Below are 16190 nucleotides of genomic sequence, written 5' to 3'. Positions count from 1 at the left end.
ATACACGAGAGGTTGGAGGATGCTGCATGGCAGGACGCCTGACTGAAAAAGACGTGCGCGACATCGCGACGTACGCGCGCATCGGCCTTGACGACCAAGAGGTCGCCCAGATGACCGTCGATCTGAATAACATCATCGCCACGCTCGAGCCGATCACCCATTACGAGCTCGACGGCGTGGAGCCGACTTTCCATCCCATCGGAGGCTTGCACAACGTCATGCGCGAAGACGTGGTGGAGGAATCCTTCACGCAGGAGCAGGCCCTGGCCAACGCTCCGAAGCAGCAGGACGGCAGCTTCCTGATTCCGGCCATCCTCGGCGGAGGTGATCAGTAATGGCGTATACCACCGATATGGGCGTGCGTGCGATCCGCGAAGGCATCGCCGCAGGCGAGTTTTCCGCGCGCGAAGTGGCCCAGGCATCGTTCGACCACATCGCGAAGGCCGACGCCGACGTCCATGCCTACCTCGAGCTGACCGAAGAGGCCGCCTTCGCCGCGGCCGACAAGGTCGACGCGGCCGTGGCCGACGGCACGTTCGCCCAGATGGGCCCGCTCGCCGGCGTGCCTGTGGCGTTCAAGGACAACATGAACATGGAGGGCACGCACACCACCTGCTCTTCCAAGATGCTCGAAAACTACGTGTCGCCCTACACCGCGACCTGTGTCTCCCGCCTGATCGAGGCGGGCGGCCTGCCCCTGGGCAAGCTCAACATGGACGAGTTCGCGTTCGGCTCTTCCACGGAAACCTCCGCGTTCGGCCCCACGAAAAACCCCTGGGACCTCTCCCGCGTTCCGGGCGGCTCTTCGGGCGGTTCCGCCGCCGCCGCCGCCGCGGGCATGGCATGCATCACGCTGGGCTCTGATACTGGCGGATCCATTCGCCAGCCTGCTTCTTTCTGCGGCGTCGTGGGCGTCAAGCCCACCTACGGCATGGTGTCGCGCTACGGCGTGGTCGCCTTCGGCAGCTCGCTCGACCAGGTGGGTCCCTTTACGCGCAGCGTCGAAGACGCCGCCTACGCGATGGATGCCCTGTGCGGCTTCGACCCGCGCGACTGCACCTCGCAGCATTTCACCCCGCATTTCGTGGACGCGCTCTCCCAGGGCGTCGAGGGCATGAAGGTGGGCATCGTCCCCGGTTTCATGGACGCGCCCGGTCTGACCGCCGAGGTCAAGGAGAAGCTGAACGAAGCCGCCGCCAAGCTCGAGGCCGCCGGCGCCGAGCTCGTCGAGGTGGAGCTGCCGCACGCCGACGCCGCCATCAGCGCGTACTACGTGCTCGGCCCCTGCGAGGCGTTCTCCAACCTGGCCCGCTTCGACTCGGTGCGCTACGGCTACTGCGCCGAAGGCCATAAAGACTTGGGCGGACAGTACGAAGGCAGCCGCGCCGGCGGTTTCGGCACGGAGGCCAAGCGCCGCATCATGCTGGGCAGCTACCTGCTTTCCGCGGGCGTCTACGAGAAGTACTACTATCCCGCGCAGCAGGTCCGCCGCCTGATCACGCAGGATTACGAGCGCGCTTACGAGCAGTGCGACGTCATCCTCATTCCCACGAGCCCGCGCGCTGCGTTCCAGTTCGGCGAAATCGGCGATCCCGTGGAAATGCACCTGTCCGATATCTTCACGGTGTCGATCAACATCGCCGGCAACGGCGGCATGAGCGTCCCGTGCGGCCTGGGCAGCGAAAGCGGCCTGCCGATCGGCGTCCAGCTGGTCAGCCCGCAGTTCAAAGACGTCAATATGTTCCGTGCGGCCGCCGCGTTGGAGGCCGCCTACGGCCCGGCTCCCGTGGCGCCGGCGTTCCAGGCAGGTGAATAGCGCATGAAAACCCTCGAAGAAGTACTGCAGGATTGGGAGGCCGTGATCGGCCTCGAGGTCCATGCCGAGCTGACCACGTTGAACACGAAGATGTTCTGCGGCTGCAAGCTCGAGTTCGGCGCCGAGCCCAACACGCACACGTGTCCCGTGTGCCTGGGCCTGCCGGGCGCCCTGCCCGTGCCGAACAAGGCCGCCATCGAGTCGATCGTGCTGGCGGGCCTTGCCACCAACTGCGACATCGAGAAGCATTCCATGTTCTACCGCAAGAACTACATGTATCCCGATATGTCGAAGAACTTCCAGACCACCCAGGGACCGATCGCGTTTTGCATGCGCGGCCACCTCGACCTGGACGTCGACGGCCCGGGCGCCAAAGAGCGCGCCGACCTCGACGGCCTGGAGCAGGGCGAAAGCCGCGGCAACGTTACCCGCACCGAAGACGGCTATGTGGCGCACGTGGGCATCACGCGCATCCACATGGAAGAGGACGCGGGCAAGATGGTGCACATCGGCGGCGGCGAGGGCCGCATCGCCGGCGCCACGCACAGCCTGGTCGACTACAACCGCGCCGGCACTCCGCTGATCGAGCTGGTCACCGAGCCCGAGCTGCGCACGCCCGAAGAGGCGCGCCTGTTCATGCAGAAGCTGCGCCAGATCTATCTGGCCATCGGCATTTCCGACTGCTCGATGGAAGAGGGCAGCCTGCGTTGCGACGGCAACATCAGCCTGCGCCGCCGCGGCGAGACGAAGTTCGGCACCAAGACCGAGCTGAAGAACATGAACAGCTTCAAGAACCTGCACGACGGCCTTGCCTACGAAATCTGCCGTCAGGCCCAGGTGCTCGAAGAGGGCGGCACGATCTATCAGGAAACGCGCCACTGGGACCCCTCTGCGAAGCGCACCATTGTGATGCGCGTTAAAGAGACCGCCGACGACTATCGTCTGTGCCCCGAGCCCGACATGGCGCCGTTCGACCTGTCCGACGAGTTCATCGACAACGTGCGTTCGCGCCTTCCCGAGCTGCCCGACCAGAAGGCCAAGCGCTTCGAGGCCGAGTTCGGCCTGTCGGCCTACGACGCCCGTCACCTGGTGGAGCATCGCGTGACGTCGACGTTCTTCGAGGCCGCCATGGAGGCCGCGGGCGATGCGAAGCTCGCCAAGCCGCTGGCCAACCTGGTGATCAACGACATCACGGCGCGCATGAACGCCGACGAGTCGTTCGATCTCGAGGCTTCGGCGCTGACCCCGGCCCGCGCGGTCGAGCTGGTGAAGCTCACGGCGAGCGACGCCATTTCCTCCAAGCAGGCTAAAGAGGTCTTCGCGGCCATCATCGACGAAGACAAAGACCCCGCCGCCATCGTGGAAGAGCGCGGCATGAAGCAAGTCAGCGACACGGGTGCGATCGAGGCCGTGGTCGACGAAATCATTGCCGCCCACCCCGACGAGGCCGTCCGCTACAAAGAGGGCGAAACCAAGCTGATCGGCTTCTTCGTCGGCCAGTGCATGAAGCAGATGCGCGGCCAGGGCAACCCGAAGATGATCAATCAGATCCTGGCGAAAAAGCTCGGCTAGCCGAGCCGCTCACTCGGTCATAGAGCTGCTTTTCGAAGGGCGTCGACTCCGGTCGGCGCCTTTTCTCTTTTCCTAAATCGGGACATGGGTGCGGTATCGCAGCGTTCGATAAAGTGTTTCACCTGGTGTTTTGCTTGGTCCGATACACGATGCGAATAACCGCCGTTCGCCCCGCCATTAGCTGGCAGCTAATGTTTTCCGAAAAGCTCTTTTTTATGATGGGCGCGAAAGGGAGGCTGAAAAAACCCGCGGATTCCCTTGCTTGCACCCCGATTGAAGGAGAGACGAATATGAAGAAACCGATCATCGCTTTCGCGACCGCATGCGCGCTGGCATCCTCTATGGCGCTCGTCGCCTGCTCGAGCGAAGGCACGCAGGAGCCCGCGCCGGATGCCTCCGAACCCGCCGCCGCAACGCCCGCCGAAGAGAAGGCTGCCGAGTCTGATTACACGGTGAGCATCGACGCCCTGAGCCAGACCACCGACTATCAGGGCAAGCCTGCCGTCGTGGTGACGTATACGTGGGCGAACAATTCGGACGAGGCGACGAGTGCCGCCGTCGCCCTCATGGCGAAGGCGTTCCAGAACGGCGTGCAGCTCGAGACCGCTATCGTATCGGGCGGTATCGACAATGACGGCTACATGGCCGAGGTCAAGCCTGGCGCGGGAACGACGTATCAGATGGCGTACCTTATCGAAGACCAGTCCGATGTGACCGTCGAGGTTTCCGAGCTGATCTCCTTCGACGACACGCTGCTTGCGGAGCAGGTGTTCACCCTCGCTTAGCGTCGGCCGATGACGCTGTTCGAGTGCGTTTCGTTCGAAGCCTTCGGTCCGTATGCTTGCGGCGGTTCGGAGGCTTCGTTTCTCTTCGTGGGGAAGAGGCGTTTATAATGAATGTCGAAAAAACCCGACGGAAAAGGAGAAGGCGCCGCGTGGAAGAGCCGTTGACCGAAGAGCTGCTCGAAGAATTGCTCGCTTCTCCCGACCCGGCGCAGTTCGCGCGCAAGCATCGGATCGCCGAGAAGACGCTGTCCGAGCATTTGAGCGCGCTTCTCGAAAGCCGCGGTCTGGCGCGCATCGACGTGATCCGCGAAGCGGGCCTCAACGAGACGTTCGGCTATCAGATCTTCGTCGGCCAGCGTAATCCGTCGCGCGACAAAGTGCTGCAGATCGCGCTTGCCATGCATCTCGATCTGCGCGAAACCAACCGGTTGCTGCGCATCGCGGGCGCAAGCGACCTGTATTGCAAGAACCGCCGCGACGCCATCGTCATCTTCTGCGTCGACAAGGGTTATTCGCTGCGCAAGACCGACGAGGAGCTGTATCGCCTGGGCGAGCAGACCCTGTGCCGGCCGAGCTGAGGCGGTTTGCGTTCAAGACATATCCGTCGGATCGGCGACGGCTCCGATAGGACCGAAGAGGCGGGCGCCCGGCGTTTCGCCTCTTCTTTGATACCATGGCATCTATGCAAATCGATGAACTGGCACGATATCTCGAATCCCTTCAGCGCGACGCGAACTGTCGCGTCGATGCCGTATTGAAGGAGGGTCCGTGCGAAGTCACCCAGCGCGTGACGTTCGTAGGCGAAGACGGCTCTGAGCAGGGCCCGTACGTGCGCAAGCTCATCAAGCGCGAATCGGGCATGGGTTCGGCATACGAGCGTATCCTCGAAGCGCAGCGAGGCGGCCGTCCGTTCAGATTCGTCCCGCGCATCGTCGATTGCTATGCCGCGGGCGAAGACGACGTGGTGGTCATGGAATACGTGCAGGGGGAGACGCTGCGCGATGCGGTGCTGCGCTGCGGCGCATCCATGGAGCTTGCGTCCGACGTGTTTCCTCGGCTGTGCGAGGCTGTTTCCGAGTTGCACGAAAGCCTCGACGCCCCGATCATCCATCGCGATCTGAAACCGTCGAACATCGTGATATCGCAGGGCCGTTTGGCGGTCATCGACTTAGGGATCGCGCGGCTCTATCGCGACGGCGCCCATGATGACACGCGGCATTTCGGCACGCGCGCCTACGCGCCTCCCGAGCAGTTCGGTTTCGGGCAGACCACGGTCCGAAGCGACGTGTACGCGCTCGGCATGCTGCTGTATTTCTGCTTGACGGGCCGCGACCCCGATCCCGAGGTGCGCGAAGGCGGCTTTTGCGACCCATGCATTCCCGATTCCGTGCGCGCGGTGCTTATCGAGGCGACGCAGTTCGATCCCGCCCGCCGTTTTCCCGATGTGCGCGCATTGCGCGGTGCGTTTTGCCGGGCCGCGACGGCGTGCGGCTACGGCGGCATCGTATCGGCTCGCGTGCCGGCGGGGGAGCCGAGCGCAGGCGCGGTCAGTGGTCCGCGCGCCGCTCGCCAGGGCCGCTCCGGCCGGTTGCGCGGCGCCGTGCGGGCCGCGGTGCGCCGCATTCCCGTGCCGCTGTGCATCGCGTGGAACGCGCTGGTCACGATCGTCGCGGCCGTGATGTTCATGGGATGCTTCTGGGCCGCCTTCTTTCCCAATCAGGCCGACGCGGCCTATCCGCTGTGGTTCAGGGTGGTTGAATACCTGGGATTTCTCGGGTCCAACGTGGCGCTTGTGGCGTATGCGCTGTTCGACAAGCGCAGGCTGTATCGCGCGTATCCGCGCCTTCCGCGCGTTTCGCTGCTGCGCCAAGCGGCGTTTCTCGCGGCGTATTTCCTGACGGGCTTCGTCGCGTTGGCGCTGCTCATGGAGGCCGTTTCCTGAGGGAATGGGCCGGCGCGCGCCGCTTCGCCATGCGGTCCCGTTCGCGCCTTCGCGCTTTCGGCACACGGAAAAGGGCCGCGGAAGCGGCCCTTGGAACATACGGGTATCCGTCGAAGACGTCTTAGCCGAAGAATGCGGCGTAGACCTGTTGGTCGGTGCCGTCTTTGGCCGTCCACGTTCCCTCGACCAGGCCGTACTCGAAGGTGCAGTCGGTCGTCTTCGTGGCGGTCTCGTCCATGGCCTGCACCATGATGGAGCCGATCTTCTTGTTCATCTCGTCCATGGTCATGTCGACCATCGCGCCGCTTGCGGCAAGTTCCTCGGAAAGCTCGGTCGCGCGTGCACCTGCGTCGGAGAACGACTTGCAGGTAAGGGCCACGGTGGCGGTGGCGTTCTCGCCGCTTTCGTCGATGACCACGTCTTTGATTTCGTAGTCGAAGCCGGAAAGCATGGAGGTCACGTAGGCCACGCCGTCGATGCCGTAGGCCTCGAGGTCGTTGGCGGCGGATACGTCGGCGGCCAGCTGGTCGATCGATTCCTGGTCGAGGTTCTTGATCGCGTCGAACTGCGAGGCGATTTCGGCCTTCACGTCTTCTTCGGGGCCGGGCTCCGAAGAGCAGGCCGCCAGCATGAGGCCGCATGCCAGCGCCGCTGCGGCGAGCAGCATGGCGAACAGGTTCTTCTTTTTCATACATATCCTCCTTGGTGGACTGATATCGACCGCGCAGGGCGCGGCTCCTCCCCGGGCGTCATTGTATCGTGCGCGCCCCGCAAAGCGAAGCGCGCGGCGGCATGGCAGGGCGAAAAGACGTCGCTTTACGTACGGGAGGGGTAGAATGAAGGTTCTGCACCCGTCCGCGTGCAGGCCCCCCGTTTTGTCGCGCCTTGAAAGGCAACGAGGAGGCTACCTTCTCGCCCGCGAGGCGTGCAGGCCCCCCGTTTTGTCGCGCCTTGAAAGGAGCAGCGCTATGCGACCGACAAGAACGCTCAATCCCGCCCATCTAGACCAGGTGAAACTCCTTGCCGACAACAGCCCGTTCCTCAACCTTCTGGGCGTGAAACTGGTCGATCTGGGCATGGATTACTGCCGTACCGAGGCGGAGGTGACGCCCGAGCTGCTCAACGCGTTCGGCGGCATCCACGGCGGCGCCTATGCGGCCATGATGGACAACGCGTCGTATTGGTGCCTGTATTGCGGCATGGACGAAGACGCCGGATACACCACCATCGATCTGAACGTGTCCGACCTGCGCTCGGTGCGCGAGGGCAGGATCGTCACCGAAGGGCGCGCCATCAAATACGGCCGCACCCTGTGTCTGAGCGAGGCCGTGGCCAAAGACGAACAGGGCCGCATCCTGGCCCATGCCACGTCGAAGTTCTTGGTGTCGCCGGAAATCCAGCCCATATCCGTCGCGGCGAGCAGGGCGAAGATCGGCCCTCTTCCGCCGAAATTCCTCGACTAGCCGCGCCGACGTGCGCCTTCCGGGCTTCGGGTCTGTGCGCATTTCCCGCTCGCCGGTTCCATCGGCCACGCGAACGAGTATGATACGCAGAATCATTATCCGCTCTGAAAGGACGCTCAATGAGCAACGAAGGCAAGAAGGTCAAGACCCACTACCGCGGCACGCTGGCCGACGGCACCCAGTTCGATTCCAGCTACGATCGCGGCGAGCCGCTCGAGTTCACCTGCTGCGCAGGCCAGATGATTCCCGGATTCGACGCCGCCGTGAAGGACATGGCCCTCGGCGAGAAGAAGACCGTCACCATTCCCGCGAAGGACGCGTACGGCGAGTACAACCCGCAGGCCGTGCAGACCGTTCCGGTTTCTCAGATTCCGAACGCCGCTCAGCTTCCCGTGGGCCAGACCGTCTACTTCCAGGGCCCCATGGGTCCTTTCCCCGCGAAGGTCGTCTCCGTCGATGCGGAAAACGCCGTCTTCGACATGAACCACGAGCTGGCGGGCAAAGACCTCACGTTCGAAATCGAACTGGTCGAGGTTGCCGAGTAGCGTCGACGCACGTCGTTTCGGGCGCGTTCGAGCGCGCGACGGCCGTCCGTTTTCAGAGGGGCTTCCGCTTCGGGGCCCCTCGTTTTGTATCGTCGCGCAGGCGTGCGCGCCGCCGCCCGCTTCTTTTCCAGGGCGTTTCATCGCACGCGAACATGCGCGGTCCTGCGCATTTTGTTCGCAGAGGGCCTGTCTTCGTGGTATTATCGGCCCATTCGTTCATTCGAACCCCATCATCATATTCTGATATCTCGTGCGACCGTCGCGTCGCGTTTTCCCATGTGTCATATGCTCTCGGCCGAACGAGGGCGATTCCTGTTTAAAGGAGGAAAAGTGAAGTTCTTTCTGGATACCGCCGATCTGGACGAAATCAAAGAGGCGGCAAGCTGGGGCGCCCTCGCAGGCGTGACCACCAACCCCACGCTCTACTCGCGCATCGGCGGCAAGCTCGATGATTTCCACAATCACATCGCCCGCATCTGCGAGATCGTCGACGGTCCGGTGAGCGCCGAGAGCGTCGCCATGACCCGCGACGAGATCATCCGCGACGGCCGCGAGCTGGCCAAGATCGCCCCGAACGTCGTCGTGAAGATCCCGACGATGGTCGAAGGCCTCGCCGCATGCCGCGCCCTGGCAGACGAGGGCATCCGCGTGAACATGACGCTGTGCTTCTCCGTGCCCCAGGCCATCCTGGCCGCCCGCGCCGGCGCCCGCTACATCTCCCCGTTCGTCGGCCGCTTCGATGACATTTCCGAGGACGGCCTGTCCCAGCTCGGCGACGTCGTGACCGCCATCGGCAACTACGACTACTCCGAGAACACGGTCAACGGCGAGCAGGTCGAGATCATCGCCGCCTCCATCCGCAGCGCCAACCACGTCACGCAGTCTGCCCTGATGGGCGCCGACATCGCCACCGTGCCGTTCGGCGTGCTGAAGAAAATGGTCCAGCATCCTCTGACCGACCGCGGCCTCGAGTCGTTCCTCAAGGACTGGGAAAAGGTTGCTAACGCATGATCTCCGACGAAATAACACCGCCGGAGGCCCCTGCCGTGCAGCAGGCTCCTTTGTTCGAGGAGCCTGCGGCGGCGGCCGATTCCGCGCCGGCGAAAAGGCGTCCGGGCCGTCCGCGTAAGAACCCCGTCGAGGCGCCCGCCGAAACCGCCGCTCCCGCAACCGAGGGAGCCGCTGCCGACGCCTCCGCCTCCGCCGAGGCTTCCGCCAAGCCCGCGCCGCGCCGCCGCACGCGTCGCGCCGTTCAAGAATCCGACGCCGCCGAGCCGAAGCCCAAGGCTAAGCCCGCTCGCACGACGAAGAAGGCGTCCCCTCGCAAGACGGCCGCCGTGCCCGCCGAGGCCCCCGAAGCCGCGGCCGAGAAGGCCGACCGCCTGGCCGAGCCCGTGCAGCCCGCCGTCGAATCCGAGGCCGCTGCGCCCAAGAAGCGCGCCGCATCCGTGAATCCGCGCCGCCGCCGCACGACGAAGCCCGCCGCCGAGGCCGTTTCCGACGACAAGCTTGCCGACAAGGCCGACGCCGCTGTCGCCGATTCCGCGAAGCAGCCCGCCTCCGAGCAGCACGAAGCTGCGAAACCCGTTCAAACCGAAGAAAAGCCCGTCGTGCGCAAGCGCCCCGGCCGTTCTACCATGCTGCGTGCCGCCGTGGAGGCGTCGCGCGCCGAAGAAGCCCGCGCTTCCGGAGCCCGCGAGGCGTCCGAGCCTGCAGCCGCCGCATCCGAGGCGCCCGAGGCCGACGCGCCCGAAAAACCCGCACGCCGCCGCCCCGGCCGTCCCGCGAAGGCGAAGCCCGTCGACCAAGACGAAAAGCCCAAGGATTCGTCCGATGTGTCCGAGCAGCCGCAGGCATCCGACGAGCAGGAGCATCAGGCCGACGAGCATCGCGCCCAGGAGGGCGAGGCAACCGATGCCAAGCGCGCAAGGCGCGAGAAGCAGGACCGCTACGAGGCCAAGCAGCGCGAACGCCGCCAGGCGCAAAACGACCGCGGCGAACGCCGCCAGGACCGCCAGAACAAGCAGAACGGCGAGCGCCGCCAGGACCGCCAGAACAAGCAGGGCAACGACCGTTATGATCGCAACGACCGCAACGACCATCGCAAGCAGCGCCGCAACCACGACCGCGAGCCCATCGTGCCCAAGACCACGATGGAAGACCTCGCCAAGCTCAAGGTCGCCGAGCTGCGCGAAAAGGCCGCCGAGCTCGAGCTGGACGTCACGGGCCTGAAGAAGGCCGAGCTGGTCGAGAAGGTATTCGAGGCATCCGTGCGCGCCGAGGGCTTCATCGAGGTCGAAGGCGTGCTCGACACTATGCCCGACGGATACGGTTTCCTGCGCACCAAGGGCTACCTGCCCAGCGAAAACGATGTGTACGTGGGCCTTTCCACCATTCGCCGCAACGGCCTTCGCAAGGGCGACTACGTCAAGGGCCAGACGCGCCCCGCGCGCCCGAACGAGAAATACGCTGCGCTGCAGCAGGTGAACTTCGTCAACGGCGACCCCGCCGATGCGCAGGCGCCGCGCGTCAAGTTCGGCGACCTGACCCCGGTGTTTCCCGACGAATGCTTGACCATGGAGCACGGCAAGTCCACCATCACGGCGCGCGTCATCGACCTGGTGTCGCCGATCGGCAAAGGCCAGCGCGGTCTGATCGTCAGCCCGCCGAAGGCCGGCAAGACCACGGTGCTCAAAGACATCGCGGCCGCGATCACGGCGAACAACCCCGAAGTGCATCTGATGTGCCTGCTGGTCGACGAGCGACCCGAAGAGGTCACCGATATGCAGCGCTCCATCAAGGGCGAGGTGATCGCTTCGACTTTCGATATGCCCACCGAGAATCACATCGCGGTGTCCGAGCTGGTCATCGAGCGTGCAAAACGCCTGGTAGAGCGCGGCGAAGACGTCGTGGTGCTGCTCGATAGCCTGACGCGCCTCGCGCGCGCCTACAATCTCGCGCAGCCTGCCAGTGGACGAATCCTGTCGGGCGGCGTCGATTCCACGGCCCTCTATCCGCCGAAGCGCTTCCTGGGCGCCGCGCGTAACATCGAGGGCGGCGGCAGCCTCACCATCCTGGCCTCGGCCCTGATCGAGACGGGTTCGAAGATGGATGAGGTCATCTTCGAGGAGTTCAAGGGCACGGGTAACATGGAGCTCAAACTCGACCGTTCTTTGGCCGACCGTCGCGTTTTCCCCGCCATCGACCCGGTGGCGTCGGGCACGCGCCGCGAAGACCTGCTGCTCGACCCGCAGGAGGCCCCGCTCATTTGGGCGGTGCGTCGCATCCTGTCGAACATGAACAGCACCGAACGCGCCATGGACATGCTGATCAAGTCCTTGAAGCAGACCAACGACAACAACGAGTTTCTCCTGCGTACCGCGAAGAAGGCGCAGGGCAACCGCGATGCGGAAAACATCGAGTTCTAGCATCGTATGAGGCGCCGAGGCGCTTCGCTTTCGCGATATCGTTCGTACGGGCCGCCCGGGTTTTTCGGGCGGCTTTTTCGTTTCTCGGCGTCATCCGCCGCACGAGCCCGCCGCTCGCGGGTTCGAGGCTGCGGCGTGTGCGCTCGCATCCGAACTGCGCACTCTTACGTCGCGCGTGCTCTCCGGTATGCTCTGCGAGACGGCGCGGAAGCGTGCCTGCGCCGTCTCGTTTCGGTCGCGGCCGTCGGGTCGCCGATGGTGTAAAGGAGAACGCTGTGATCAAGGAGTTCAAGGAATTCATCATGCGCGGAAACGTGCTCGACCTTGCCGTCGGCGTCGTGATCGGCGGCGCGTTCACAGCCATCGTCACGGGTATGGTCGACGGCTTGATCACGCCGCTCATCGGCATGGTGGTCGGCCTTCTATCGGGCGGGGGAGACCTTGCGGGCATGCTGTCGGTCCTCGACGTGACGATCGCGGGTTCGACGTTCAAGTTCGGCACCGTGATTAGTTCCATCATCACGTTCCTCATCACGGGATTCGTGCTGTTCATCGTGGTGAAGGCCGCCAATGGGGCCCGCGCTCGCGCCGAGGCGCTGTCCAAGAAGGAATCCGAAGAAGAAGCCGTCGAGCCCGAGCCGACTGCGGAAGACTACCTGCGCGAGATCCGCGATCTGCTGGCCGCGAAGCAGCGGGTTTAGGAGCCGTATCGCATCGCCGACATCCGTATATACGAAGACGCCCGCTCGAGCATCGACTCGAGTGGGCGTCTTTCATGCGTGCGGCCGCGTTCGCGTTAGGCGCGCGCGAGGCCTGCGTTGCGCGCGGCTTCGGCCACGGCCTGCGCCACGGCGGGCACGACGCGGCGGTCGAACGCGTCGGGGATGATGTAGTCGGCGCGGCGATGCTCGTCGTCCACCAGGTCGGCGATGGCATGGGCGGCGGCCACCATCATGTCGTCGTCGATATCGCGGGCGCGCACGTCGAGCGCGCCGCGGAAGATGCCGGGGAAGGCCAGCACGTTGTTGATCTGGTTGGGGAAGTCCGAGCGGCCGGTGGCGGCTACGGCCGCGCCCGCGGCGATCGCCTCGTCGGGCATGATTTCGGGCACGGGGTTGGCCATGGCGAAGACAATCGGATCGTCGGCCATGAGGCGCACCATGTCCTGCGACATGACGCGCGGCGCAGAGACGCCGATGAAGGCGTCCGCGCCCTCGAGCGCGTCGGAAAGGGTGCCGGTCAGGCGGCGCGGGTTGGTGAGCGCGGCGATATCGGCATGCGCGGCGTTAAGCGACGGGTCGCCTTCGCACAGGATGCCGTCGATGTCGCACATCACGATGTCGCGCACGCCCAGGCGCAGCAAGAGCTTCGCGATCGAGATGCCTGCAGCGCCCGCGCCCGAGAACACCACGCGGGTGTCTTCGAAGGAGCGGCCGGCGAGCTTGCAGGCGTTGATCAGCGCGGCGCTGGTGACCACGGCGGTGCCGTGCTGGTCGTCGTGAAACACCGGGATATCGCAGCATTCCTTGAGCTTCGCCTCGATTTCGAAGCAGCGCGGCGCGGCGATGTCTTCGAGGTTGATGCCGCCGAAGCTGCCGGCGAGAAGCGAAACGGTGCGTACGATTTCGTCGACGTCCTGCGTGCGTACGCAAAGGGGGAACGCGTCCACGTCGGCGAACTCCTTGAACAGGGCGCACTTGCCCTCCATGACCGGCATGCCGGCTTCGGGGCCGATGTTGCCCAGGCCGAGCACGGCGCTTCCGTCGGTGACCACGGCCACCAGGTTGCCGCGTCGCGTGTAGGTGTAGGAAAGGTCGACGTCGTCGGCGATGGCAAGGCACGGCTCCGCGACGCCCGGGGTGTAGGCCACGGCGAGGTCGGCGGCGTTTTCGATGGAGGCGCGGCTGACCACTTCGATCTTGCCGTGCCAGTTCTCGTGCGCTTCGAGCGCGTGTTGCTTGATATCCATGGGGTGCCTTTCTGGCATGGGGCGGGGCCTCATGCGCGTCGGTTCGTCGGATCGGCGCGGCGCTGGGCGCGCATCCGCGTCTGTCGTGATCGCCCCGGCGCTCGCGTGCGCAGGCGTCCGGGCATACGAAACGCCCGCGCATCGGCGGGCGTTTCGGGGTTCGTTCGGTCTAGAGGCTGTCGACGTAGGCGACGAGCTCGTCGATGGTGGAAAGGCCCTCGGGCTCGCCGAAATCGATGTCGCAGCGGTCCTCGAGCTCGCATACCAGCTCGACCATGTCGAGGGAGTCGACGTTGAGGGATTCGAAGGTTGACTCGCCCGTCACGTCGGCAGGGTCGATGTCGAGCTTTTCGTTCAGGATGTCTTTGATGGTATCGATGGTGGCCATGGCCGTCCTTTCGTCGGTCGCGCGAAGCGCGTTTCGCCCGCATGCGGATGGGGCGCCTGCGATACGAGCGCCCGCGTCGGCGCAGGCCCTCGTCGATATCGGTATTCTAGTCCATTTGGGCGACGGCGTGCGCCGCGCCGCGCCGCCTGCATGAATGCTGCGCGATCGGCGAATCTCCATAAACGATCCTTCCATCGGCGCGACCTTGTGTGATAAGATGCCAAGGCTGTCTAGTCTTGGTCGGAAACCAAGGCGCCTGAAAAGGAGAAACCAACATGAAGCAGGGTATCCATCCCGAATACATGGATTGCACCGTCAAGTGCACCTGCGGTAACACCTTCGTTACCCGCTCCACCAAGCCCGAGCTGAAGATCGACATCTGCAACGCGTGCCATCCGTTCTTCACCGGCACCCAGAAGCTGATCGACACCGGCGGACGCGTCCAGCGCTTCGCTGACAAGTTCGGTTCCGCTTCCGCTGCCGTCGCCGAGCGCGAGGCCGCCAAGAAGGCTGCCAAGGCTGCTGCCGCTGCCGAGCTCGAGGCCAAGAAGAAGGCCGAGCGCGAGGCCAAGGCTGCCGAGAAGGCCGCCCGTGCCGCCGAGTACGCCAAGAAGGCCGAGGCCGCTGCCGCTAAGGCTGCTGCCGAAGAGGCTGCCGCTCCTGCCGAGGAGGCCGCTGAGGCTCCCGCCGAGGAGAATGCTGCCGAATAACGGCGCATACACCGCGTAAAGCAAAGCCCGTCTCGCAAGAGGCGGGCTTTTTGCGTTTCGGGGACTCGTCGCGCGCCGGCGGGGGGAGGCGGGTCGGGTTTCGAAAAAGCGTGTCGCGCAGGGCCGTTCGCTGCCTGCAGTTCGCGGGCATCCGAAACTCATCCCAGGCTACGCCTGCGCCGATGGGCCGGCTTACGGCCGCGCCGCGACCAACTTCGTCGACGGCCTGGGGCTACGCCTGCGCCGCACGGGGCGGCTTACGGCAGCCGCCCGTTTCGTCGCAGGGCGTCGAGCTTCGCCGCGATCTTGCGGTAGATGCGCTCGCGGATCCAGGGCTCGGTGGAGCGCGCGATCGCCTCCTGCATCGGCATCCAGGCCACGGCGCTGTTTTCCCCGGGCGCGCAGCGCAGCGGCTCGCGCGGGTCGGCCACGGCCAGATAGGTCACGTTGAGATGCAGGTGCGAGCTCACATAGGCGCCGCGCTTCTCGTGGCCGTCCACGGTGAGCGTTTCCAGCGAAAGGATGCCGCTTTCTTCGCAGAGCGCAAGGCGTGCGCCGGCCACGCCCGTCTCCTCTTCGAGTTCGCGCAGGGCTACGACCGCCAGGTCGCGTTCGCCGTCGGCGTGCCCGCCGACCCACGACCACGAATCGTAGATGTCATGGTAGACGAAAAGCGTCTGTTCCATGGCTTCGTCGACGGTCCAGACCGAGCAGGTGAAATGCGCCTGCGACCGGCGGTCGAAGCAGAAGGGGTCGTGTTCGAGCGCGGCGAGCATCGTGCGCTTGTCCGCCGCCTCCTGCTCGTTGAACGGCGTGTAGGCCGCGATGTCTTCGTGGATTCCCATGGCGTCCTCCTTGCGGCGTGCGGGCCGTCCGGCTTAGCGGTCTTTTTTGGAAAGAAGCAGCAGGATGCCGCCGAACAGCGACAAGAAGATGAGCGTGCATACGCCGAAGGCGACGGTGTTGGGCCTGGTGCCCTTGTAGATGCGCCACGACGTGATGCACATGGGGATCATCCACGCCAGCGGAACGATCAGGATGGCCGACACCGCCAACGAAACCATGTTCAGGATGAAGGCGATCATGCGCAGCGTGCGGTCGTAGTCGCTCATCGGGTAGGACGCGGCGAAGGCGGCCTGCTGCGGATACGGCGGCTGCTGGTGGGGCTGTTGATACGGCTGCTGCTGATAGGGCTGCCGGGAGGCCTGGTACGGGTCCTGCGGCGCCGGGGCATAGGGAATCTCTTGCGCAGGCGAATACGGCTGCTGCCACGTCGTCTGCTGCGGCACGGGCTGTGCCGGGCATGCGGGCTGCGCCGGCTCGTAGGCGGCGGGCGCGGGCTGCGCGGCCTTGGGCTGCGGCGCAGGCTGCGCAGCCGGCTGCGGCGAAGAAGGCGCGGCTTGCGTCAGGGGCGTCTGCGGCGCGGGCTGCGCCGGTTCGGATTGCGCTTGCGGCGTCACGGGCTGCGCCGGCTCGGGCTGCGGGTTCGTGGGGTCGATGGGCTGCTGCATGTCGGTCCTCCGTGGATGCATCGGTTCGTATGGCGTCTATTCGGCATCATACAATGCCGCG

The 16190-nt window shown here is 65.0% G+C and carries 17 protein-coding genes; 12 read left to right on the top strand and 5 right to left on the bottom strand.

Annotated features, from left to right (window positions below):
- The first annotated feature begins 26 nt into the window (after window positions 1–26).
- The 6 genes from gatC to DMP07_RS03790 all read left to right on the top strand — a co-directional run bounded on the left by gatC (window position 27) and on the right by DMP07_RS03790 (window position 6115).
- The gene (gene gatC, locus DMP07_RS03815) at window positions 27–335 is read left to right on the top strand and encodes an Asp-tRNA(Asn)/Glu-tRNA(Gln) amidotransferase subunit GatC (RefSeq protein ID WP_123197818.1); all 309 of its coding nucleotides are present in this window, start codon (window positions 27–29) and stop codon (window positions 333–335) included.
- A complete protein-coding gene (gene gatA, locus DMP07_RS03810) occupies window positions 335–1816 on the top strand; it encodes an Asp-tRNA(Asn)/Glu-tRNA(Gln) amidotransferase subunit GatA (RefSeq protein WP_123197817.1) in 1482 nt (493 codons plus the stop codon). Before gatC ends, gatA begins: the two co-directional genes overlap by 1 nt.
- 3 nt (window positions 1817–1819) lie before the next feature.
- Window positions 1820–3388: an Asp-tRNA(Asn)/Glu-tRNA(Gln) amidotransferase subunit GatB gene (gene gatB / locus DMP07_RS03805; RefSeq protein ID WP_123197816.1), complete on the top strand. Its 1569-nt coding sequence runs from the start codon at window positions 1820–1822 to the stop codon at window positions 3386–3388.
- 290 nt (window positions 3389–3678) lie between these two features.
- On the top strand, window positions 3679–4173 hold the full coding sequence (locus DMP07_RS03800) for a DUF5067 domain-containing protein (RefSeq protein ID WP_244594842.1): 495 nt from the start codon (window positions 3679–3681) through the stop codon (window positions 4171–4173).
- 149 nt (window positions 4174–4322) lie between these two features.
- Window positions 4323–4751, top strand: coding sequence for a helix-turn-helix domain-containing protein (locus DMP07_RS03795; RefSeq protein WP_123197814.1), 429 nt, complete (start codon window positions 4323–4325; stop codon window positions 4749–4751).
- Window positions 4752–4846: 95 nt separating this feature from the next.
- Window positions 4847–6115, top strand: a complete 1269-nt coding sequence (locus DMP07_RS03790; protein WP_123197813.1) for a serine/threonine protein kinase — start codon at window positions 4847–4849, stop codon at window positions 6113–6115.
- 121 nt (window positions 6116–6236) lie between these two features.
- Here DMP07_RS03790 and DMP07_RS03785 read toward each other — a convergent pair whose 3' ends face one another.
- The gene (locus DMP07_RS03785) at window positions 6237–6806 is read right to left on the bottom strand and encodes a hypothetical protein (RefSeq protein WP_123197812.1); all 570 of its coding nucleotides are present in this window, start codon (window positions 6804–6806) and stop codon (window positions 6237–6239) included.
- 277 nt (window positions 6807–7083) lie between these two features.
- Here DMP07_RS03785 and DMP07_RS03780 point away from each other — a divergent pair, with 277 nt between their 5' ends.
- The 5 genes from DMP07_RS03780 to mscL all read left to right on the top strand — a co-directional run bounded on the left by DMP07_RS03780 (window position 7084) and on the right by mscL (window position 12252).
- Window positions 7084–7578 carry a PaaI family thioesterase gene (locus DMP07_RS03780; RefSeq protein ID WP_123197811.1) on the top strand — a complete coding sequence of 165 codons (495 nt, stop codon included), beginning with the start codon at window positions 7084–7086 and terminating at the stop codon, window positions 7576–7578.
- A gap of 119 nt (window positions 7579–7697) precedes the next feature.
- Window positions 7698–8123: an FKBP-type peptidyl-prolyl cis-trans isomerase gene (locus DMP07_RS03775; RefSeq protein ID WP_123197810.1), complete on the top strand. Its 426-nt coding sequence runs from the start codon at window positions 7698–7700 to the stop codon at window positions 8121–8123.
- Window positions 8124–8453: 330 nt separating this feature from the next.
- Complete coding sequence (gene fsa / locus DMP07_RS03770; protein ID WP_123197809.1) at window positions 8454–9134, top strand: fructose-6-phosphate aldolase; 681 nt, start codon at window positions 8454–8456, stop codon at window positions 9132–9134.
- Window positions 9131–11551 carry a transcription termination factor Rho gene (gene rho, locus DMP07_RS03765; protein WP_244594841.1) on the top strand — a complete coding sequence of 807 codons (2421 nt, stop codon included), beginning with the start codon at window positions 9131–9133 and terminating at the stop codon, window positions 11549–11551. The genes fsa and rho overlap by 4 nt, the downstream gene beginning before the upstream one ends.
- A 275-nt stretch (window positions 11552–11826) precedes the next feature.
- Entirely contained in the window at window positions 11827–12252 is a 426-nt protein-coding gene (mscL, locus tag DMP07_RS03760) for a large conductance mechanosensitive channel protein MscL (protein ID WP_123197808.1), read from the top strand.
- A 95-nt stretch (window positions 12253–12347) separates the two neighbouring features.
- On the opposite strand, the gene DMP07_RS03755 is transcribed toward mscL, so the two are convergent.
- Both DMP07_RS03755 and DMP07_RS03750 read right to left on the bottom strand, forming a co-directional pair.
- Window positions 12348–13520 carry an NAD(P)-dependent malic enzyme gene (locus DMP07_RS03755; protein WP_123197807.1) on the bottom strand — a complete coding sequence of 391 codons (1173 nt, stop codon included), beginning with the start codon at window positions 13518–13520 and terminating at the stop codon, window positions 12348–12350.
- A 169-nt stretch (window positions 13521–13689) separates the two neighbouring features.
- A complete protein-coding gene (locus DMP07_RS03750; RefSeq protein ID WP_123197806.1) occupies window positions 13690–13908 on the bottom strand; it encodes a phosphopantetheine-binding protein in 219 nt (72 codons plus the stop codon).
- A gap of 275 nt (window positions 13909–14183) precedes the next feature.
- Here DMP07_RS03750 and rpmE point away from each other — a divergent pair, with 275 nt between their 5' ends.
- Complete coding sequence (gene rpmE, locus DMP07_RS03745; protein WP_123197805.1) at window positions 14184–14618, top strand: 50S ribosomal protein L31; 435 nt, start codon at window positions 14184–14186, stop codon at window positions 14616–14618.
- Between the two features lie 257 nt (window positions 14619–14875).
- On the opposite strand, the gene DMP07_RS03740 is transcribed toward rpmE, so the two are convergent.
- Together DMP07_RS03740 and DMP07_RS08890 are read right to left on the bottom strand one after the other, a co-directional pair.
- Window positions 14876–15463: an NUDIX hydrolase gene (locus tag DMP07_RS03740; RefSeq protein ID WP_123197804.1), complete on the bottom strand. Its 588-nt coding sequence runs from the start codon at window positions 15461–15463 to the stop codon at window positions 14876–14878.
- A gap of 33 nt (window positions 15464–15496) precedes the next feature.
- Window positions 15497–16129 (bottom strand): hypothetical protein, encoded by a 633-nt coding sequence (locus DMP07_RS08890; RefSeq protein ID WP_211324499.1) that lies wholly within the window; start codon window positions 16127–16129, stop codon window positions 15497–15499.
- Window positions 16130–16190 lie beyond the last annotated feature (61 nt).

The organism is Slackia faecicanis (assembly GCF_003725295.1).
In the GTDB taxonomy this organism is placed as follows: domain Bacteria; phylum Actinomycetota; class Coriobacteriia; order Coriobacteriales; family Eggerthellaceae; genus Slackia; species Slackia faecicanis.
Note: the sequence above shows the minus strand (reverse complement) of the source record. Positions and strands in the feature narration are given on the sequence as shown.